Origin of the sequence: Mesorhizobium sp. M0217, from assembly GCF_040321955.1 — a bacterium.
Classification (GTDB): Bacteria; Pseudomonadota; Alphaproteobacteria; order Rhizobiales; family Rhizobiaceae; genus Mesorhizobium.
The window spans coordinates 13,038-34,586 of the sequence record NZ_JAMYSN010000041.1; the positions used below are offsets into that span (position 1 = coordinate 13,038).

Here is a 21,549-nt window from a genome sequence, read left to right on the forward strand (position 1 = left end):
CAGCGCCACGAACTGCCCGTGTAACACTACTCGGCGGCCGTCTCGGACGGCACCTCTGCCGGTGCCGAAGGCTCGGCCTCGGCATGCGGATTGCGCCGTGAAAACAGCGACCTGAGCGTGACGTAGAACACCGGCGTCAGGAACAGGCCGACGAAGGTGACGCCGAGCATGCCGGAGAACACCGCGGTGCCGAGCGACTGGCGCATTTCGGCGCCCGGGCCCGTCGCGATCATCAGCGGCACGACGCCGAGGATGAACGAGAAGGCGGTCATCAGGATCGGCCGCAGCCTGAGCCGGCAGGCTTCGACGGCAGCCTCGGCGGCCGACAGGCCGCGTTCCTGCGCCTGCCGCGCGAATTCGACGATGAGGATCGCGTTCTTGGCGGCAAGTCCGATCAGCACGATTAGGCCGATCTGCACGAGGATGTTGTTGTCCAGCCCTCGGAACGACACGCCGAGCAACGCCGCGAGCACGCCGAGCGGCACCACCAGCACGATGGCGAACGGCAGCACCCAGCTTTCATATTGCGCCGCCAGCGCCAGGAACACGAACAGCACCGACAGTCCGAAGATATAGACAGCGGCATTGCCGGTGTTACGCTCCTGATAGGCGAGTTCGGTCCATTCGTAGGAGGTACCGGCCGGCAACGTCTGTGCCGTGATCGCTTCCATCTTGGCAAGCGCATCGCCGGTGGAAACGCCGGGCGCGGCGTTGCCCTGCAGCGGCACCGAGACGTACATGTTGTAGCGCTGGACCAGCGCCGGGCCGGTGACGTCGCGGATCTCGATCAACGTGCCCAGCGGAACCAGCGCGCCGGTCGCCGAGCGCACCTTCAGTTTCAAGATGTCGGCGCGATCGAGGCGGAACGCCTGGTCGGCCTGCGCGCGCACCTGGTAGACGCGCCCGAAAGCGTTGAAGTCGTTGACGTAGGCGGTGCCCAGATTGATCGACAGCGTCTCGAAGATGTTGGGGATCGGCACGTTCAGGATGCGCGCCTTGTCGCGATCGATCGCCAGGAAGAATTGCGGGCTGGACGCGGAGAAGGTGGTGAACACGCCGGTCAGCCCCGCCGTCTTGTTGGCCTTGCCGGCAATTTCATAGGCAAGCGCCAGGATCTGCCGCATGTCGGCGCTGTTGCGCTCCTGGATCTGCAGCTTGAAGCCGCCGGCATTGCCGACGCCGCGGATCGGCGGCGGCGGCAGTGCGATAATGAAGGCTTCCTTGATGCTTTGCAGGCTGCCGAACAGATTGCCGATGACCTGGGTCGCCGATTGGCCGGCTTCCAGTCGCTCGTCAAACGGCTTGAACCTGGCGAAGATCACGCCCGCGTTGCTGGCATTGGTAAAGGTGGCGCCGGAGAAGCCGGCGAAGGCGACCGCGTAGTCGACGCCTGGCGTTTTCTGGATGATCTGCGACGCCTGCTGGATGACCGCGTCGGTCCGCGATAGCGAGGCGCCGTCCGGCAACTGGACGACGACGATCGCATAGCCCTGGTCGAGCGACGGAATGAAACCGCGCGGCACCGTCTGCACCATATAGACCGTGGCGTAGATGAGGGCCGCGAAAACGGCCAGCGTGGCGGCGATCGCTATCCGCGAGCCGACCAACACGCGCACGATGCTCGAATACCAATGGGCGACCTTGTCGAAGCCGCGATTGAAGCCGTCGGCGAGCGCCCGTCCAAACCGCGCCAGGAAAAAGCGCGGCGGCGCCGCAGCAGTGTGGTGCGGCTTGAACAGCAGCGCGGCCAAGGCCGGCGAGAGCGTCAGCGAATTGAATGCCGAGATCGCCGTCGACACCGCGATGGTGATCGCAAACTGCAGGTAGAACTGCCCGGAAATGCCGGGAATGAAGGCTGTCGGCACGAACACCGCTATCAGCACCAGCGAGATCGCGATGACCGCCGTTCCGACTTCGTCCATGGTCAGATGCGACGCCGGATTGGGCGCCAGCCCGCTGGCGATATTTCGCTCGACGTTCTCGACCACGACGATCGCATCGTCGACGACGATGCCGATGGCCAGCACGAGGCCGAACAGCGTCAGCATGTTGAGGGAGAAGCCGGCGGCGTAAAGCACCGCCAGCGTGCCGATCAGCGACACGGGGATCGCCACGATCGGCACGATCGCCATGCGCCACGATTGCAGGAAGACGATGATGACGATGATGACCAGAACCATCGCCTCGAGGATCGTCTTGTAGACCTCCTGGATCGACTCGGCGACGAACTCGGTCGGATTGTAGACGATGTCGTAGCTCAATCCCTTCGGGAAGTCCTGGGAAAGCTCCTTCATCTTGTCCTGGATCTCCGCGGCTGCGGCGAGCGCATTGGTGCCTGGCCGCTGGAAGATGGCGAGCGCCACCGCCGGTTTGCCGTTGAGATAGGAGTTGGTGACGTAATCCTTGGCGCCGAGCTCGATGCGCGCCACGTCCTGCAGCTGGATCAGGCGGCCATCTTCGGCCGATTTGACGATCACGTATCGGAAGTCGCGTGCGTCGTTGAAGCGGCCTTGCGTGGTGACCGTGTACTGGAACGCCGTGCCGGTATTGGTCGGCGGCGCGCCGATCGAGCCGCCCGACACCTGGACGTTCTGGTCGCGCAGCGCCTGCACCACATCGCCCGAGGTCATCCCCAGGGCGGACAGTTTTTCCGGATCGAGCCAGATGCGCAGCGAATATTCGCGTTCGCCGAAGATGATGAGGTCGCCGACGCCGTCCAACCTGAGCAGTATGTCGCGCACCCGCGAGCGGGCGTAGTTCGAGACGTAGAGCTGGTCGTAGGTATTGTCGGGCGACAGCATGTGCACGACCATCATCAGGTCGGGCGAGCTCTTGATGGTGGTGATGCCGAGGCGGCGGACTTCTTCGGGCAGGCGCGGCTCGGCGACCGACACGCGGTTCTGCACCAGCACCTGCGCCTGGTCGAGATCGGTGCCCAGCTTGAAGGTGATGGTCAGCGCCATCGCCCCGTCGCCCGACGAATAGGACGACATGTAAAGCATGCCCTCGACGCCGTTGATCTCCTGCTCGATCGGCGTTGCCACCGTCGCTGCCACTGTCTCGGCGTCGGCGCCCGGGTACTGGGCGCGAACGACGATGGTCGGCGGCGCAATCTCGGGATATTGCGCGATCGGCAGCTGGGTATAGGCAATCCCGCCGAGGATCAGCAGGACGATCGAAACGACCGATGCGAAGATCGGACGGTCGACGAAGAAATGGGCGAACCTCATTGCTGCAACCCGGCGGTGTCGACCTTGGGCGGCAACGTCACCATCTCGACTTTCACCTTGGTGCCGGGCCTGGCGTGCATCAGCCCGTTGACGATGATCGTCTCGTCGCCGGTCAGGCCCGCGCGGATCACCCGGTAGCCGTCGAGAAGCGGGCCGGTGCGCACGGGCTTCGCCGACACCATCCCAGCCTCATCCACCAGGTACACGATGCGGCGATCCTGATCGGCGCCGACCGCCTCGTCGGGCACCAGGACGCCGCTATGCGGCAGCGACCCCGGCACGTTGATGCGCCCGAACATGCCTGGCTGGAGAACGCCGTCGGCGTTGGCAAACCTTGCACGCACCCGCATGGTGCCGGTCGCGTTGTCGATCCGGTTCTCGGCAAAATCGAGCTTGCCCTTGAATACCGCCTCCGCGCGGTCAGCGACGCGAACCACCACCTCGAGCCCGCCGGCGCCTTCCTGCATGCTGCCGCCGCGCTCCTTCGCGTCGCGGGCGTAGCTGAAATACAGGCGCTCATCGACGTCGAAATAGAAGTCGATCGGATCGCGCGTGACGATAGTCGTCAGCAAGGTGGAATCCGGCTGCACGAGGTTGCCGACCGACACCAGCCGGCGGTCGATGCGGCCGGACAAGGGCGCCTTGATCTCGGTGAACTCCAGGTTCAGGTTGGCCGTCGTCAGCGCAGCCGTCGCGCCTTGCATCTGCGCCTGCGCCGAAAGGTATTCCCGCCGACGGTCGTCGACCGTCGCGGCCGAGATATTGCCGGTCTTGGCGAGTTCATCGGCGCGATCCAGCTGCATCTTGGAGAATTCGAGCAGGGACTTGGCGACGTCTACTTGCGACTTGGCGGCATCGTAGGCCGCCTGGTACGGACGCTGGTCGATGGTGAAGAGCAGGTCGCCCTTGTTGACCAGTGCGCCGTCCTGGAAGCTGATCTTGTCCAGATAGCCGCTGACGCGCGAACGGATGGCGACCTCGTCGACGGCTTCGAAGCGCCCGACGAACTCGTCGTCTTCGACGATTTCACGCACCACCGGCTTGGCCGCCGTCACCACCGGCAGCTGCTGGTCCTGCGCAAACGCGTTGCTGCTGAAAGCCATACCGAGCAGGAATGCCACTGGGACGGCGGCGCGGGCCAGCCAGCCGACCGATCGGCTGGGTCGCCCGCTTGCGTCGCGATGCGATTGCCGATTCCCTGAAGTGTCCATTTGCGTCCCCGCTAGCTGGACCCGGAGGTCGGGTGGTTCTCTTCTATATTTAAGGTTCTCGTCGAGACCAGAGCACTGCAGTATTGTGCATGGCAACATGATCATTTTCCATACGGACTGAAATGTCCACCCTGTGGCTGCCCCGCCATCTGGCTAGTTCGCCCAGAACCGGCCCATCCGCTTCCGGCCCATCTCAGCCGTCATCGGCGCAAGCTGATTTGGACCGAGCGCCGGATCCTGCGGCTTACTCGATCAGTTGCGGCTGTTGAGATGCCGCACCCTTCGCAGTTGCGGAAACAGCACCGCCCACAGTCCGGCGACGGCAATCGCACCGACGCCGCCGATCACCACCGCCGGCACGGTGCCGATCAGCGCCGCCATGGTGCCGGCGCGGAACTCGCCGACTTCGTTGGAGGCGCCGACGAAGACTTGGTTGACGGCGTTGACGCGGCCGCGAACCTCGTCGGGTGTCCACAGCTGGATCAGCGTCTCCCGGATATAGACGCTGAACATATCGGTGGCGCCGAGGCCGGCAAGGGCCAGGATCGACAGCCAAGTGATGGTCGAGACGCCGAACAGCACGGTGAAGGCGCCGAACCCGGCGACGAAGCCGAGCATGATCTTGCCGGCACTGTCGCGCAGCGGATGCCCGGCAAGCCAGACCGCGACACAGATGGCGCCGATGCCGGGCGCCGAGCGCAGCAGGCCGAGGCCCCACGGGCCGAGTTCCAGAATATCGCGGGCATAGACCGGCAGCAGCGCCGAGGCACCGGACAGAAGCACGGCGAAGAGGTCGAGCGAGATGGCGCCCAGGACGATCTTCTCGCTCCAGATATAGCGGAAGCCGGCAAACAGCGTTTCCATGGTCGGCTTGTCGGTGGCGCTCTGCTGGGCCGGTTTCGGAATGGTGAAGATCAGCAGACCGGCCACCAGCATCAGCACGGAGGCAACGGCGTAAGCGGCTTCGGCCGAGACGCCATAGAGCAGGCCGCCGGCGACCGGGCCGACAATGGTCGCAGTTTGCCAGGCGGACGAGTTCCAGGCGATCGCATTGCCGAAATCTTCCGGCGGAACAAGGTTGGCGAACAGCGACGACGAGGCCGGCCCATAAAAAGCGCGCGCCAGGCCGAACATAGCCAGCACGATGAAGATCGGCAGCGGGCTGACGAGACCGCGCAGCGTGAAGTACAACAGGACAAGCGCACAACCTGCCTCGACTACCGTCGCCAGCGCCATGATCAGGCGGCGGCCGAAACGGTCGGCGACAACGCCGGTGACCAGCACCAGCAGCAGCGACGGCAGGAACTGGACGATGCCGACAATGCCGAGATCGAAGGGATCGCGCGTCAGATCATAGATCTGCCAGCCGACGGCGACGGACACGATCATGGTGGCGAAGGTGGTCAGGAAACGCGCCGCCCAATAGCTCAGGAAGGAGCGATGGCGGAAGGCGGCGTAACGCCGGTCAGGCGGTGTATGGGAATGGGATGTCATGGATACAGGCCCCGTTGCTTGCATTGGCCGGCGGGGCACTTCCCGGAATGGGCGCTGTTCCGGCCAATGAAACTTATCAAAGTTCGGGGCGCGTATGCGTGAAAATCGGGCCTGGATCAAGCGGTTTTCCAGCCGCTCGCCCGATTGCACGCGGACGTTACTGCCTCAGCGCGGCGGTGATGGCGTCGAGGCCGCCCTGTAATTCCGCCTCTTTCGGCCAGCCGAAACCGACGCGGAAGAAGCGCTTGGGCATATCGAACCAGTGGCCGGGACCGACATAGGTGCCGTGGTTTTCCAAGAGATTGACGTAGAAACGGTCGAGGTCGAAGTCTGGACTGACATTGAGCCTTGGAAATCCGACGACGCCGCCTTGTGGCCGCACCCAGTCGACCAGCGGCTCGCGGTCGATCCAGTCTTGCACAATGTCGCGGCGTTTCGCCATCTCGGGCAGCAGCGCGCCCAAGAAACCGTCGCGGCGCCCCAGCATGCCGCGCGCAATGCCTTCGTCGATGACGCTGCCGCAAATGCCGATCTGCTCCTTGGCGGCGAGGAAGCGCTCCTGCAGTTCGGCATCGCTGGTGATCAGCCAGCCAATGCGGATGCCGGGAATGCCGAAGGCTTTCGACAGCGACGAGACGCTGATCGCCTTGGGGCTGAGAGAAGCCGCCGCCGGCAGGCGCTGTCCATAGGAGAGGTCGCGATAGGTCTCGTCGACCAGCAGATGGCAGCCGCTCGCTTCAGCCAGCGCAATCAGCGCGTCGAGATCGGCCCGGCCCATCATCGTGCCGGTCGGGTTGTGCGGGCAGGTGACGCTGATCAGCTTGGTGTTCGGTTGCATGCTGGCGGCGACGCGGCCGAAATCGATGGCAAAGCCTGCGTCGAAATCGAGATCGACATAGGAGATGGCGCAGCCGATCGCCTTGGGGGTCTCGATGTTGGTGGCGTAGTTCGGCCGGACGACGACAAGGTGGTCGCGCTCCGACAGAAGCGAGGTCGAAATGATGAAGAGCGCGCCCGCCGCACCGGCGGTCACAAGAACATCGTCAGGCGAAATGCCGGAATCCTGCGCCGCGATCAGCGCCCGCAACTCCTTGTCGCCGCGATGCTCGCCGTAGAACAGCGTGAGATCCGGCAGCGACAGGCCGACGTCGGAGAGTTTCTGATCGGCGATCGAGCTTTCGGAGAGATTGAACCGAATGCGATCGTAGCCGTATTCCTCCGGCGCCTCTTTCTCGATCACCATTCTGGCGTAGTTCATGGCTGCTCCCCCAAAGTCCTGACACTCAGAGGTACAAGCCATAAAAGCACGAAGCCTGCCAAGGCTCATTCGCCGGCAGGCTTCTGTTCCAGTCGTCCAAACGATTGGCTCAGGGCCGAGGCGCTGATCCCACTCAGGCCGGAACTTTGGCCTTCCGACCCTTGGCTTTCGCCGGCGCGGCCACTGCAGCCTTGCGGCCGAGGCCGATCGACTTGGCCAGCTCGGAGCGCGACGCCGCGTAGTTGGGGGCAACCATCGGATAGTCGGCCGGCAGGCCCCATTTGGTACGATAGGCTTCCGGCGTCAGGTTGAAATGGACGCCGAGATGGCGCTTCAGCGATTTGAATTTTTTGCCGTCCTCGAGGCAGATGATGTAGTCCGGCGTCACCGACCGCTTGGGATTGACGGCCGGGATCTGCGGCGCCGCCACTGGGGCCGGCGGCTGGCTGAGCCCGCCGATCGACGCCGCAACGCTGGCGATGAGATCGCTCAGGCCGGCAACGGGCAAGCGGTTCTTCTCGACGTAAGCGGACACAATATGGGCGGTAAGCTCGAGCAGGTCGATGTCCTTGTCAGAGTCGTTGCTGTCGTCGGCCAATTTATCTCTCCGTCGCTAGGGGGGTGGCGGAAACTCCCAGAGTGGTCCCAGCGGAGCCGGAAATCCGCTCTAGTCATTTGTCTTGCCGCATATGTGCGGTTGCGCCAGATGATTCCATCCGGTGCCACCGATCTAATCGCCAAATCTGCGTAACGCAATGACTTCGTATCGCGCCACACGTCATTTTGAACAACTATACTGAATTTTAATACTATCAGACGATGAGCGCCTTGTCGCGCCATAGTCGAAAACCGCCCTCGAAAGCGCGCGTATTGTCGCCGCGCCTGGATGTGGCGGGCAATTCATCCAGTCTGTCGACATTGCCGCCGCCGATGACGACATAATCCGGCTGCAGCGCCGCACGCAGCCGCCCGACGACGTCGAAAACGTATTTGCGCCATTTCTTCTTGCCGTATTTCTCCAGGCCGCGCTCGCCGACATAATCTTCGAAACTGCCGCCCTTGCGGTACGGCAGATGCGCCAGTTCCATCGGCTGGCCGACATTGTTGAGGATCATCGCCGCGCCCAGGCCGGTGCCGAGGCCGAGGAACAGCATGCGCCCGCCATCGTAGCTGCCGATCGCCTGCAGCAGCGCGTCGTTGACGACCTTGACCGGCTTGCCGAAGGCGGCGGCAAAATCGTAGCCGTCCCAGCCCTTGCCGAGATTGGCGGGATCGAGCGAAGGCCTGTTGTGCCTGACCGGGCCGGGATAGCCCATCGAGATCACGTCATAGGGCAGCCCTTCGGCCAGCGTCTTCACCGTGGCGACCATCTGCTGCGGCGTCAGGTCCGGTCCGGAATCGGCCCGGCGCATCTCGCCGCCTGCGCTGGTGAGGATTTTCACATGCGAGCCGCCGACATCGATCGTCAGCACGATCGGTTCCGCCTTGGCCTTCGCGGGCTTGGCTGCCTTGGCCATGTCGTTTCCTCCGCTCACTTGGCGCGTTCCCCGTTTCAGGGAAACGGGGGAATGCTCCAAGTCTTTGTTTTTACGCAATTCCGGACGGAAAGACCGCTCGCACTTTCCTGGAATTGCTCAACTCGGATTGATCCAGCCGTTGGGCGGCCCGAAGCTGGCCATGGCGTCGGCCGGCCCCCAGGTCTTCGGCTCATACATATGCGGCGGCGTGGTGTCGCCGAGCACCGGGCCGACAATGCGCCAGGCAAGCTCGCTGGCATCCTGGCGGGTGAACAATTGGCCATTGCCGTTCATGGCATCGCCGATCAGCCGCTCATAGGGCGGCATGTCGCCCTTCGAATCGTCGAGCGCGGTGAGCTCGACCTGCTCGCCGACCATGTCGTCGCCGGGCGCCTTGCGCTGCGCGCCGATCGAGATCGCCACCTGCGGGTCGATGCGGAAGCGCACGTAATTGGCGTCGCTGGGCTTGATCGGATCGAAGACGTCGAGCGGCGGCCGCTTCAGCCGCACGATCACTTCGGTCACATGCACCGGCATGTTCTTGCCGGTGCGGATGAAGAAGGGCACGTCCTGCCAGCGCCAGGTGTCGACCATGAAGCGCACCGCGGCAAAGGTTTCGACCGGCGAGTTCGGCTTCACGCCGGGTTCAGCGAGGTAGCCGGTGAACTGGCCGCGCACGACGTCGTCCTTGGTCAGCGTGCGGATGGCGCGCAGCACCTGCACCTTCTCGTCGATCAGATCGTCGGCCGAGCGGCCGACCGGCGGTTCCATGGCGAGCAGCAAAAGGATGTTGAGCAGATGGTTCTCGATCACGTCGCGGATAGCGCCGACATCGTCATAGAATTTGCCACGGCCTTCAACGCCGAAGTCCTCGGCCATGGTGATCTGTACGCTTTCGACGAAGTTGCGGTTCCAGATCGGCTCGAGAAAGGAATTGGCAAAGCGGAAATAGAGCAGGTTCTGGATCGCCTCCTTGCCGAGATAGTGGTCGATGCGGAAGATCGACTGCTCTTCGAACACCAGATGCAGCACGCGGTTCAGCCAGCGCGCCGATTGGAGATCGTGGCCGAACGGCTTTTCCACCATCAGCCGCGCGCCATGCGCGGTACCGGATTGCTCCAGCCCCTGGACGACGGTCTCGAACATGGTCGGCGGCACCGCCATATAGTGAAGCGGCCGCTGCGCCGAGCCGAGCGCCGTCTTCAGCTTCTCGAAGGTCGCGCCGTCGCGGTAGTCGCCGCTGACATAGCGCAGCAGACTGGCGAATTTGGCGAAGATCTTTTCGTCGATCTTGCCGAGAGCGTTGACGATGCCGTCGCGGGCCCTCGCCTGCAATTGGTTGATGTCCCAGGCATCGAAGGCGACGCCGATCACCGGCTCGGTCAGCGTCCCCTTGGCTACCATCTGGTAGAGGGCCGGAAATATCTTCTTGTGGGCAAGGTCGCCGGTTGCTCCGAAGAGCACCAGCGTGTCGGACCGTTCCGGGCTCATCTTGCGAGTCTCCCCTGCGGCCTTCACTTGCCGGCCTTCGGCTTTTCGACATGGCCGCCAAAGGCATAGCGCATGGCCGACAGCAGCTTGTCGGCGAATTCGGATTCGCCCTGCGAGGAGAAGCGGTCGAACAAAGCCGAGGACAGAACCGGCGCCGGCACGCCGGTGTCGATCGCCGCCTTCAGCGTCCAGCGGCCTTCACCGGAATCGGAGACGCGGCCGCCGAACTGGGCCAATGCCGGGTCGCTCTTCAGAGCGCCGGCGGTGAGGTCGAGCAGCCAGGAGCCGATCACACTGCCATGGCGCCAGACCTCGGCCACCTGCGGCAGGTCGATGTCGAACTGATAGTATTGCGGGTTTTCCAAAGGGCTGGTCTCGGCGTCGGCAGTGCGCTGTCTTTTGCCGGCATTGGCCGATTTCAGGATGTTCATGCCTTCGGCGTAGGCGGCCATGACGCCATATTCGATGCCGTTGTGGATCATCTTGACGAAATGGCCGGCGCCGCTCGGTCCGCAATGCAGGTAGCCAAAGGGTGCGGTCCCGCCCGCCTTGTCGGGCGTGGCGCCGGCATCGGCGCCGGGCGCCAGCGTGGCGAAGATCGGATCGAGGTGTTTGACCGCCGTATCGGGGCCGCCGATCATCAGGCAGTAGCCGCGCTCCAAGCCCCAAACGCCGCCGCTGGTGCCGACATCGACATAGTGCAGGCCCTTGGCCGCAAGCTCGGCCGCCTGGTCGACAGCGTCGTGATAATAGGAATTGCCGCCGTCGATAATGATGTCGCCGGGCTCCATCAATGCTGCCACCTGGTCGGCGATCTTGCCGGTGATCGCCGCCGGCAGCATCAGCCAGGCGCTGCGCGGCTTGGAAAGCTTGCCGACGAACTCCTCCATCGATGCGGCGCCGATGGCGCCATCGGCAACCAGGGCGGCAACGCTTGCCGGGTTGATGTCGTAGACGACGCATTGATGGCCGTCGCGCATCAGGCGGCGCACCATGTTGGCGCCCATCCTGCCCAGTCCCATCATTCCGATCTGCATGGTCTTGTCCTAGTCGCTTGAGGAAAGAAATTGCTGGCGAGTTAGTTCTCAATGCCGACGGTGAAGTCGACATTCTCCCAACGGTCGCCGTCGGGCCAGAAAAAAGTGAAGACGATCGTATTACCTCGCGGAATATCGGTCACCGGCAGATCCGCCATATGGACGCCAAAGAAATTCACGGACGTGTTGATTTCATGGCTGGTCTGCCACTGGTCGCCGCTCCAGTGGATCAGCGCCGGCTGCAGCAGTTCAACCCGCAGCGTCTTGCCGGCTTCCAGGGTGCGCAGCCTGTTGTTGAAGCGCCATATCCTCAGCGGCGAGCCGGTCTTGTCCCTGACATAGCGCTTGACGCCTTGCGGCGGCATGTCGAAGACGGCGCCGTCGCGGAGCGAGCGCAACAGCTTGATGTGTTCCGAATGCGCCCAGACCAGCGGCATGGCGCTGCCCGACGGCCTGCCCAGCCACAATTCGCGCTCCGGTATGTCGGCGCCGTCCCAGACCTGTTCCGGCAGCAGACCGCCCACACCAGCCGAAGCCTCGAATGTCCTGAGCAGGCTTGCCGCCTTGTCCTTGTTACCGGCGGCCAGTTCGTAGTGGGCGCGTTCGCCGGCCAGCAACGGCCAGGGCCGGCCCTGGCCGTTGCCGTCGAAGGGGGCGCCGTCGGCGTGTTCGCCATAACCGTCGCTGGTGTAGCGGTACCATAGAGGCCCTTGCGGCAGGTCGCAGCGCAGTTGCGCGTCGATGATCTTGACCGTGCCGACGATGCGCGGATCGTCCGCGGCCCTGAGGCCGAAGCGGACCAGCGCCAGCGCGTCCGGGCTGACAATCGCTTCGGCCGGCTTGTCGGTATCGCCCGGCGGACGGTTCTTGATCGGTACGAAGCCGTCCTTCGGCGATGCGGCGCCTGAACCGTCGGCCGGCGCGATGCGGATGTAGTAGCCGTCGACGCCAGCCTCGTGGCACTGCGGTGTGCCGTTGACATAGGTCCAGCGCTCGATCTGGTCGTTCCAGCAATCCGCGACCTCGCGCAAATAGTTAGCCGGCTCCGGTTTGCCGTCAACGTCGAACAGATCGGCGGCGCCAAGCAGTGCCGATATTTCGACGGCGAGCGTGAATGGGCTGTAGCCGGCATCCTCTTCCCAGCGGTCCTGCCCGGTGACGGGACCATTGCGCACGACATAGGACACGGCCTTCTCGATCATCGGCATGAAGGCGGCGAGCTTGGCGCGCGGCAGGTGGCCGGCGCGGTGCAGCCCATCGGCAAGCAGCAGCGGGAAGGCGCATTCGTCCATCTGGATGCCCGGCCAATAGAGCGAGCCGTCGAGCCACACATTTTGTGGCCAGTGGCCGTCCGGCTGCTGGATGGAACGGAGATAGGCGAGGATCTCAAGCGCCTGCGCCGGATCGCCGGCGGCGAGGAAGCCGCCCGCGGTTTCGACGAGGTCGCGCGGCCAGACCAGATGATAGCCGCCGAGGTCGTCGTCGCCCTTGCTCGCTCCCCAGGGGATCGACAGGCTGGCAACGGCCGCACCGGGCCTCGCCAGCGACAGGTGTGTCGCCAGCACCGCTGTGCTGACGCGGTAGGTGTTGAGGCCGGATGCATCATGGTGGTCGAGCGCCGTCAGGCCTGCCTGCCATTTCCGCCATTTCGCGACATAGGCCTTTGCCGCCGGCTCAAAACCGCGTTTCAGGCTGGCGGCGGCGTTTTCGGCCGCTTCATCCGGCGTTGCCCCAAACCCAAGCGCAAGCAAGGCTTTGCTGTTGCGTAAGGAAAAGCCGATCTCGCCGGTCAGCGCGACATTGCCGTCCTCCGCCCTTTGGCAGGCCGGATCGAGCCGGCCGGCGCGGCTGAGTTGCTGCCAGCCGTCGGAAAAGCCTGCATAGCCGGCCGAGCAGTCGCCCCAGGGCAGCGAGGAGGCAAGCGCCAGGCAGGTGCCGCGCCCGGACGCAAACAGCATCGGCTTGCCCTTGTGCTCGCCGATCCAGGCGGTGTTGCCCATGCCGGCATTGACCAGATGCGGCGCCAGCAGGGCGTAGACGCGGTAGTCCGTGGCCACGCCCTCGAGTGCCGTGAAGCTGGTTTCCTGCAGCAAGGCCGGGCGCGCCGGATCCGCCAGGATGCGCTTTTCGACCCGGTAACAGGCCGTCGCGTTGACCAGCCGGTAGGCGGGCACGCCGTCCTCGAACGGCTCGATGGCATGTGTGGCGTCACGCTTCTCCTCGGAAAACCAGCCGCCGGGACCGGTGACCAGCAGTCCCATGTCGCGCGTGCAGGCGCTGTCGAGGCCGGGATAGTAGACTTCATTGACGATGCCATGGCTGAGCGTGAACCAGACGCGGCTCGCCGTTGAAAGCGCGGCACCTACGCCGCTCTTGGCGCTTGACGTCCAGCGCGCCGGAATTCCGGGCGCGCCCATTCTTTTGGGTGCACTGGGGGGAAGGGTCGGCGGCGTCGCTGCCATGCATGGTCTCCTGGGCCCTTCCCTAGACCAGCAGGCGAAGGCTTTTCAATCATCGCACCTGAAGTTGATCGCCAAAGCGTAACCGATCGCAGTTGACAAGCGAGCTCATCTGCATTTGTCTGACAATAGATAAAAAACAGGCAGCCAACGCCAAAACCATCAGCAACAGTCGGCGGGGCCGACAATCCATGGGAGGATTATGACATGAAGAAACTGCTCGTCCTGAGCGCTCTGGCGGCGATGCTCGCCTCGGGCACGGCGCTTGCCGACACCAGCGGCAAGAAGATCGCCTTCTCCAACAATTACGCCGGCAATTCGTGGCGTCAGGCGATGCTCGACAGCTACGGCATCGTCACCAAGAAGGCGGTTGAGGATAAGATCGTCGGCGCCGCCGACATCTTCACCACCGCCGACAAGGAAGTGCCGACCCAGGCTGCCCAGGTGCAGAACCTGATCCTGCAGGGTTATGACGCCATCGTCATCAATGCCGCATCGCCGGATGCGCTGAACGGCGCCATCAAGCAGGCCTGCGATGCCGGCATCGTCGTCGTCTCCTTCGACGGGACCGTCACCGAACCTTGCGCCTACCGCGTCGTCGTCGACTTCAAGGACATGGGCAAGCAGGAAGTCGAGCAGATGGCCAAATTCCAGCCCAAGGGCGGCAATTTGCTGGAAATCCGCGGCCTTGCCGGCACCTCGATCGACGATGCCATCCATGCCGGCATCCTCGAAGGCGTCGCCGCCCATCCCGAGTTCAAGATCGTCGGTTCGGTGACCGGCGACTGGGACCAGACGACGGCGCAGAAGGCGGTCGCGACGATCCTGCCGTCGTTGCCCGACATCGTCGGCATCGTCGACCAGGGCGGTGACGGTTATGGCGCGGCACAAGCCTTTGCCGCCGCAGGCAAGCCGCGTCCGACCATCATCATGGGCAACCGCCAGGACGAGCTGAAATGGTGGAAGGAGCAGAAGGACAAGGACGGCTACCAGACCTGGTCGGCCTCGATCGCGCCCGGCGTGTCGTCGCTGGCCTTCTGGGTGGCGCAGCAGGTGCTCGACGGCCGCACGGACATTCCGCATGACCTTTTGGTGCCGTATCTCGCCTTTACCCAGGACAATTTCGAGACCGAGCTGCCGAAAATCAAGGAGGGCGGCGTCGCCACCCACGAATACAGCCAGGAAGACGCAATCGCGGCGATCAAAGCCAATATCAAGTGATGCATTGCATTCATTGCCAGCGGCATGACCGACCGGATATCGTTGAGCATGCCTGAGGCCAATACGGACATCATCAGACTGGGCGGCGCCGAAAAACATTTCGGCGCCGCCCATTTGGACATCATCAGGCTGAACGGCGCCGAAAAACATTTCGGCGCCGTTCGGGCGCTTAACGGCGTCGACTTCCATGTTGTATCAGGCGAATGCGTCGGGCTGGTCGGCCACAACGGAGCCGGCAAATCGACGCTGATGCATATGGTGGCCGGTACGCTGCAGCCCGATGGCGGTGAGATCGCGGTGCGTGGCAATGCCGAAACCGACTACTCGGTGGCGCGCGCGCTGAAACTCGGCATACGCTGCGTGTTCCAGGAACTGTCGCTCTGCCCTAACCTCAGTATCGCGGAGAATACGCGCATCAACCATCCGGCGCTCACCGGCTTCGGCTGGCGACGCAAGGCGGCTGCTCTCATTGCCGCCAAGCTGGACGAAATCTTTCCGGATCACGGCATCTCGGCAGACGACATTGCCGGCGATCTCTCCATCGGCCGGCGGCAGATGGTCGAGGTGGCGCGCGCCTTCACGGTGACGCGCGATCCGCTCGACTTGGTCATTCTCGACGAGCCGACCTCTTCGCTGGACGCGCATACTGCGGGCCAGCTGCTTGCCTTCGTGCGCCGTTTCGTAGCCACCGGGGGCAGCTGCATCCTGATCTCGCATGTGCTGGGCGAGGTGCTGCAGAATGCCGACCGCATCGTGGTCATGCGCGACGGCAAGGTGGTCGCCACGGACGTTGCAAAAGCGTTCGACCGCGACCGGCTGGTGGCCACCATGGGCGGCGCGGAAGCGCGCGAGAAGATCGCGGCGGAGATCGCCGCCAGGCCGGCGGCGGGCCCGCTCAGGGTGCGGGCGCGGCCCGAGCGGCAGCAGGACGGCAAGGAGCTTGTCGCTCGCGCCGGCGAGATCATCGGGCTTGCCGGGCTTGCCGGCCATGGCCAGACCGACCTGTTGCTGGCGATCTTTGCCGCCGCGACGCGTAGAAGGCTTGATATCGAGGTGACCGCCCCGGTGGCGCTGGTGGCCGGAGACCGCCAATCGGACGGCATTTTCCCGCAATGGTCTATTGCCGAAAACATCGGCATCCGCTCGCTGGCGCGGCTGCGCAAAGGGTTGCTGATCTCGCCGCAGCGCGAGGCCGAGCTTGCTGAGTTTTGGAAGCAGAAGATCGGCATCCGCACGCCTGACATGACCAACAACATCTTCTCGCTGTCCGGCGGCAACCAGCAGAAGGCGCTGTTTGCCCGCGCACTGGGTTCCGATGCGCAGATCGTGCTGATGGACGATCCGATGCGCGGCGTGGACATCGGCACCAAGCTCGAGGTCTACGATCTCGTGCGCGAGGAGGCGGCCAAGGGCCGGACCTTCCTCTGGTACACCACCGAGACCGAAGAGCTCGACAATTGCGACCACATCCATGTCTTCAAGAACGGCCGCATCGTCGCCAATCTCACGCGCGACGAGCTGACCGAGGAAAAGATCATCCAGTCCTCATTCGGCGACGCGGCCTGAGATGACGGCAGTCGCTCCCGGCCCTACGTCCTCGCCGCGCAGCAGCGCGGCCCGCGCGCGCCTGCTGCGCAGCCTGTTGCCGGCGCTGTCGCTGGCGCTGGTGGTTATCGCCATCGCCTGGCTCAACCCACGCGCCATCAGCTATTTCGGCTTCAGCTTGATGTTGAACCTCGCTATTCCGATCGCGCTGGCGACGATCGCCCAGATGTTCGTCATCGCCGGCAATGAGCTCGATCTGTCGATCGGCACCTTTGTCGGCTTTGTCGGCTGCGTCACCGCGACCTGGCTGAAGGACGCGCCGCTGCTCGGCGTGATCATCCTGCTCGGCTCCATAGGCGTTTATGCGCTGCTCGGCGCACTGATCCATCTGCGCAATCTGCCGTCGATCGTGGTGACGCTGGGCATGAGCTTCGTCTGGCAGGGACTTGCCATTCTGGTGCTGCCCAAGCCCGGTGGCAAGGCGCCGGACTGGCTCTTGTCGCTGATGGCCTTCAAGCCGCCCTTCATTCCGTTCCCTATCATCGCCGCGCTGGCGATCGCAGCGGTGGTGCATTTTGGGCTGATGCGCACCTCCTATGGCGTCATCCTGCGGGGATCCGGCGGCAATCCGGCGGCGCTCAGGCGCGCTGGCTGGTCGCTGCTTCGAACCAAGATCGTGCTGTTTGCGCTGACCGGCCTATTCGGCGTTCTGTCCGGCATGGCGCTGATCGGCATCACCACCTCGGCCGACGCCAATATCGGCAATGGCTACACGCTGCTGGCGATCGCCGGCGTCATTCTCGGCGGCGGCGAGTTCGTCGGCGGCCGGGTGTCGCCGATCGGCGCCGTGCTCGGCGCGCTGACACTGGCGCTGGCGGCATCGCCTCTGCTCACCTTCATGCACATTCCGCCGGACTGGCAGGTCGCGGCCAACGGCGCCATCCTGATCATCGTGCTGGCAGCCCGCGTCCTGATCAGCCGCAGGGAGAGGTAGCGATGACGCTGGTTAAATCGCTTGTCGCCAAACCCTGGATCTGGTCGTTCATCGGCGCGATGTTCGTCTGGCTGGCGACCATCGCTTTCACCGGCGGCTATGGCGGCGGCGGCATGATCACGGCGGCACTTTCGCTTGCCGTGTTCACCGTGATCGTCGGCGTCGGCCAAATGTTCGTCATCACGCTCGGGCCAGGCAATGTCGACCTGTCGCTGCCGGCCAATATCGGGCTCGCCAGTGCCGTCGCCATGAAGGTCATGGGCGGCAGCGATTCCATGATCGTGGTCGGGCTGCTCGCCGCGCTCGCCTGCGGCGCTGCCATCGGTGCCGTCAACTATCTCCTGATCTGGGCGCTGAGGATCCCGCCGATCATCGCCACTCTGTCGGCCAGCTTCATCATCCAGTCGATCGACATCAGCTATGGGCGTGGCCTGCAGATCAAGCCGCCGCCCGGCTTTGCCGATTTTGCCAACTGGCAAATCCTGGGCATTCCAGTGCTGGCGATCCTTACCGTATTGTTCACCATCGGTGCGGCCATCGCCTTGCAGCGCATGATCTATGGCCGCTCGGTGCTGGCGATCGGCCAGAACATCCGCGCCGCGTGGCTTGCCGGCGTCAATGTCGGCCGCACCCGCTTCCTCACTTACACGCTGTCGGGCGCGCTCGGCGGCATGGACGGGGCGCTGCTCGCCGGCTATTTCCGCGGCGCCAATGTCGATATCGGCAACGAGTACCTGCTGGCCTCGATCGCCGTCGTCGTCATCGGCGGCACCTCGGTCGCCGGCGGCAAGGCCAATGTTCCCGGTGTCTGGGGCGCGGCGCTGTTCCTGGTGCTGCTTCTGACCATGCTCAACACGTTCGGCGTCAGCGCCGGCGTTCGGCTGTTGCTGACCGGGCTGATCATCGTCGGCGTCATCACCGTAGCCGGTGGCGAGAAGGCGGTACGCTAGCGCCGGCTCCTGCCAGCGACACGGCCAAATTTGACCATGTGGACAAAAGTCCGCACCCGTTCCATAGTTCCGCGTCTGATTTCGGAACAGCCGGCTCGACACGGCTGTCAAACAGAGGGGCACTAGATGGAAAACCGGAAAAACAAATCGCAATCGACCGGCCTGTCGCGGCGCGACGTGCTGGAACTCGGCGCACTTGGCCTGGCCGCAGCCATGCTGCCGGGTGCAGCCTTCGCCAAGGACAAGAAGCTGAAGGTGGCGGCGATCTTCGCCACGCCGATCGAGGAGCCGTGGGACAACCAGATCCACGTCGCCCTTCAGAAGGCCGAGAAGGAACTCGGCATTGAATACAAATGGTCGGAAAAGGTGCAGACCGCCGATTTCAGCCGCGTCATGCGCGAATATGCGCAAGGCGGGTATCAGCTGGTGCTGGGCGACGCCTTCGCCGCCGAGCGTGAATCGCGCCGCACGGCAAAGCAGTTCCCGAAGACGGCATGGCTGTTCGGCTCGGGCGCCGGGCCGGCCGAGCCCAATTTCGGCGTCTTCGACAACTGGATCCACGAGCCGGCCTACCTCTCCGGCATGATCGCCGGCAAGATGTCGAAGTCGGGCACGATCGGCGCGGTGGCGGCCATGGGCATTCCGGAAGTGAACCGGCTGGTCAACGCCTTCTTTGCCGGCGCCAAGGAGGTCAATCCCAACATCAAGAAGAAGGTCGCCTTCATTGGCTCGTTCTTCGATCCGCCCAAGGCCAAGGAAGCGGCGGTCGCCCAGATCGATGCCGGCGTCGATGTCATCTATGCGGAGCGCTTCGGCGTCATCGAGGCGGCGGTGGACAAGAAGATCCTCGCCATCTCCAACATGTCCGACCAGTCGAGCCTCGGCCCCGACACGGTCATAACCGGGCCGGTCTGGGACATGTATCCGACAGTCGAGCAGGCGATCAAGCTGGTCAAGGCCGGTGTCTTCACCGCGCAGGACTATGGCGATTTCTCGCGCATGGCCAAGGGCGGGTCGTTCCTGGCGCCCTACCATAAATTCGACAAGACGCTGCCGGCGGATGTGAAGGATCTGGTCGAGAAGAAGAAGGCCGAGATCCTGGAAGGCAATTTCCGGGTGGATGTGGATGAGAACACGCCGGTTTCGGATTAGCTCGGCGCACCCCCTCCCCCTTGAGGGGAGGGTGGCCCGCAGGGCCGGGTGGGGTCCTCCGCGAAGTGCTCCATCCTGCTAAGTCATGGGTTGAGGCAGTTGACGTGACCCCACCCGCCTCGCTTCGCTTGGCACCCTCCCCTCGAGGGGGAGGGGTATCTCCGCAGGAGCATCCTTGTCCGCCCCTCTCATCGAAATGCGCGGCATCACCAAGAGCTTCGGCGCCGTCAAGGCGAATGAGGCTGTCGATCTAAGCGTCGCCCCAGGTGAGATCCTCGGCCTGCTGGGCGAAAACGGCGCCGGCAAGACGACGCTGATGAATGTGCTGTTCGGCGCCTATGCGCCGGATGCCGGCGAAATTCTTATCCAGGGCAAGACCGTGCGGATCACCAGTTCGGCCGATGCGCTGGCCGCCGGCATCGGCATGGTGCACCAGCATTTTCATTTGGCGCCAAGGCTGACGGTCCTGGAAAACCTTCTGATTGGCATTCCCGGCAAATCCGGCCGCATCGACCGCGCCGGCGGACTTGCCCGGTTGTCCGACATCAGCCGTCAGCATGGGCTGACGCTGGACCCCAACCTGCCTGTCTCCGCGCTGTCGGTCGGCGAGCAGCAGCGGCTCGAAATCGTCAAGGCGCTGTTTCGCGGCGCCAGGCTGTTAATCCTCGACGAGCCGACGGCGGTGTTGGCGCCGGGCGAGGTCGACGGGCTGTTTTCGGCGCTGCGCTCGATGGCGGCGCAGGGGCTCGGCATCATCTTCATCTCGCATAAATTGAACGAGGTGCGGGCGCTCACCCATCGCTGCACCGTATTGCGGCACGGCCGCGTCGCCGGCCGTGTCGACGATCCGGCGAACACGACATCGGCAGAAATGGCGCAGCTGATGTGCGGCCATGAGATCGTGCCGCCGGCAAGAGGACCTTCGACCCCAGGCGCGGCGGTGCTGACGCTCGACGGTATTTCCACCTCACGGCATTCGGGGACGCCGCTGCGCGATGTATCGCTTGCCGTTCGCGCGGGCGAAATCCTCGGCATTGCCGGGGTCTCCGGCAATGGCCAGCGGGCGCTGGCCGAGGTGATTTCCGGCACGCGCGCGCCCGACGCCGGCGCGATGACGATAGCCGGCAAACCTGTTACGCGGTTCTCGCCGCGCGAGGTGCAGGCGCTCGGCCTTGGCCGCATCCCGGAAGACCGTATGACGACCGGGCTGGTCACCAATCTGCCGCTCGCCGATTCCATGGTGTTGCCGCGCATTGGTACTGCGGCTTTCAGCAGCCGGGGCCTGCTCAAGCCAGATGCGATCCGCGCCTTCGCCGAAGAACAGATCAAGGCCTATGACATCAGGTGCCCCGGGCCGATAACCCGCGCCGGCGCGCTGTCGGGCGGCAATCTGCAGAAGGCGCTGCTGGCGCGCGAACTGGCTTTCGACCCGAAGGTGCTGATCGTCTCGCAGCCGACGCGCGGCCTCGACATCGGTGCCGCCCGCTTCATCCACGAAAAATTCCTCGACATGCGCGCCAAGGGCTGTGGGATCATCGTCATCGGCGAGGATCTCGAAGAGCTGCTGGTGCTCTGCGACCGCATCGCGGTGATGTATGAGGGCCGCATCGCCGGCACGCTGGACAGCGCCGATGCGACCATCGCGCGGCTTGGGCTGCTGATGACCGGGGCGGAGGGCAGAGCCTAGATGGACTTTCTCACTCGGTTCCTCGCAGAAACCTCAAATAATACTGCCCGCTTTTGGCTGACTTTAAGCGTCAGCGCTGCCCCTCACCTGCCTGCCGGCATCCTCTCCCCGTATAGAGACGGGGAGAGGGGCTCTCACCCATGGTTTCGCCAATCACCACAGCTGCAAGAGGGGAGTTGCATAGGGCCCAGATCCCTTCTCCCCGTGTCTATACGGGGAGAAGGTGCCGGTGTCCGAACCGGATAGATAGGTAACAGAATGGACCGATAGCATGGGTGACAGTTTTCTCCTTCGCCGGGAGGA

Annotated in this window: 15 protein-coding genes; 6 read left to right on the plus strand and 9 right to left on the minus strand. The window is 64.1% G+C overall.

Features of this window, described 5'->3' with window-relative positions; genetic code table 11:
* Window positions 1–26: 26 nt before the first annotated feature.
* The 9 genes from NKJ18_RS31270 to NKJ18_RS31310 form a co-directional block, all read right to left on the minus strand.
* Window positions 27–3,230 (minus strand): efflux RND transporter permease subunit, encoded by a 3,204-nt coding sequence (locus tag NKJ18_RS31270; protein WP_023815310.1) that lies wholly within the window; start codon window positions 3,228–3,230, stop codon window positions 27–29.
* A complete protein-coding gene (locus tag NKJ18_RS31275; RefSeq protein WP_023694469.1) occupies window positions 3,227–4,333 on the minus strand; it encodes an efflux RND transporter periplasmic adaptor subunit in 1,107 nt (368 codons plus the stop codon). Before NKJ18_RS31275 ends, NKJ18_RS31270 begins: the two co-directional genes overlap by 4 nt.
* A gap of 360 nt (window positions 4,334–4,693) precedes the next feature.
* Window positions 4,694–5,935: an MFS transporter gene (locus NKJ18_RS31280; protein ID WP_023670472.1), complete on the minus strand. Its 1,242-nt coding sequence runs from the start codon at window positions 5,933–5,935 to the stop codon at window positions 4,694–4,696.
* Window positions 5,936–6,092: 157 nt separating this feature from the next.
* Complete coding sequence (locus NKJ18_RS31285; RefSeq protein WP_352761382.1) at window positions 6,093–7,193, minus strand: pyridoxal phosphate-dependent aminotransferase; 1,101 nt, start codon at window positions 7,191–7,193, stop codon at window positions 6,093–6,095.
* Between the two features lie 133 nt (window positions 7,194–7,326).
* Window positions 7,327–7,791 carry a Ros/MucR family transcriptional regulator gene (locus NKJ18_RS31290; RefSeq protein WP_023687743.1) on the minus strand — a complete coding sequence of 155 codons (465 nt, stop codon included), beginning with the start codon at window positions 7,789–7,791 and terminating at the stop codon, window positions 7,327–7,329.
* Window positions 7,792–8,005: 214 nt separating this feature from the next.
* Window positions 8,006–8,710 carry an ROK family protein gene (locus NKJ18_RS31295; protein WP_352761384.1) on the minus strand — a complete coding sequence of 235 codons (705 nt, stop codon included), beginning with the start codon at window positions 8,708–8,710 and terminating at the stop codon, window positions 8,006–8,008.
* 117 nt (window positions 8,711–8,827) lie between these two features.
* Window positions 8,828–10,201, minus strand: a complete 1,374-nt coding sequence (gene zwf, locus NKJ18_RS31300; RefSeq protein WP_023687745.1) for a glucose-6-phosphate dehydrogenase — start codon at window positions 10,199–10,201, stop codon at window positions 8,828–8,830.
* Between the two features lie 23 nt (window positions 10,202–10,224).
* Window positions 10,225–11,238, minus strand: coding sequence for a phosphogluconate dehydrogenase (NAD(+)-dependent, decarboxylating) (gene gnd, locus NKJ18_RS31305; protein ID WP_023683928.1), 1,014 nt, complete (start codon window positions 11,236–11,238; stop codon window positions 10,225–10,227).
* A gap of 41 nt (window positions 11,239–11,279) precedes the next feature.
* A complete protein-coding gene (locus NKJ18_RS31310; protein WP_352761386.1) occupies window positions 11,280–13,700 on the minus strand; it encodes a glucan 1,4-alpha-glucosidase in 2,421 nt (806 codons plus the stop codon).
* A 204-nt stretch (window positions 13,701–13,904) separates the two neighbouring features.
* Between NKJ18_RS31310 and NKJ18_RS31315 the strand changes: the two genes are divergently transcribed.
* The 6 genes from NKJ18_RS31315 to NKJ18_RS31340 all read left to right on the plus strand — a co-directional run bounded on the left by NKJ18_RS31315 (window position 13,905) and on the right by NKJ18_RS31340 (window position 21,246).
* Entirely contained in the window at window positions 13,905–14,918 is a 1,014-nt protein-coding gene (locus tag NKJ18_RS31315) for an ABC transporter substrate-binding protein (RefSeq protein WP_023683930.1), read from the plus strand.
* A gap of 48 nt (window positions 14,919–14,966) precedes the next feature.
* The gene (locus tag NKJ18_RS31320) at window positions 14,967–16,484 is read left to right on the plus strand and encodes a sugar ABC transporter ATP-binding protein (RefSeq protein WP_023732918.1); all 1,518 of its coding nucleotides are present in this window, start codon (window positions 14,967–14,969) and stop codon (window positions 16,482–16,484) included.
* 1 nt (window position 16,485) lies between these two features.
* Window positions 16,486–17,457: an ABC transporter permease gene (locus NKJ18_RS31325; protein WP_023694460.1), complete on the plus strand. Its 972-nt coding sequence runs from the start codon at window positions 16,486–16,488 to the stop codon at window positions 17,455–17,457.
* A gap of 2 nt (window positions 17,458–17,459) precedes the next feature.
* Window positions 17,460–18,407: an ABC transporter permease gene (locus tag NKJ18_RS31330; protein WP_023698400.1), complete on the plus strand. Its 948-nt coding sequence runs from the start codon at window positions 17,460–17,462 to the stop codon at window positions 18,405–18,407.
* 126 nt (window positions 18,408–18,533) lie between these two features.
* A complete protein-coding gene (locus tag NKJ18_RS31335) occupies window positions 18,534–19,559 on the plus strand; it encodes a BMP family protein (RefSeq protein WP_023670460.1) in 1,026 nt (341 codons plus the stop codon).
* A 175-nt stretch (window positions 19,560–19,734) separates the two neighbouring features.
* Window positions 19,735–21,246: an ABC transporter ATP-binding protein gene (locus NKJ18_RS31340; protein ID WP_352761388.1), complete on the plus strand. Its 1,512-nt coding sequence runs from the start codon at window positions 19,735–19,737 to the stop codon at window positions 21,244–21,246.
* Window positions 21,247–21,549: the final 303 nt, after the last annotated feature.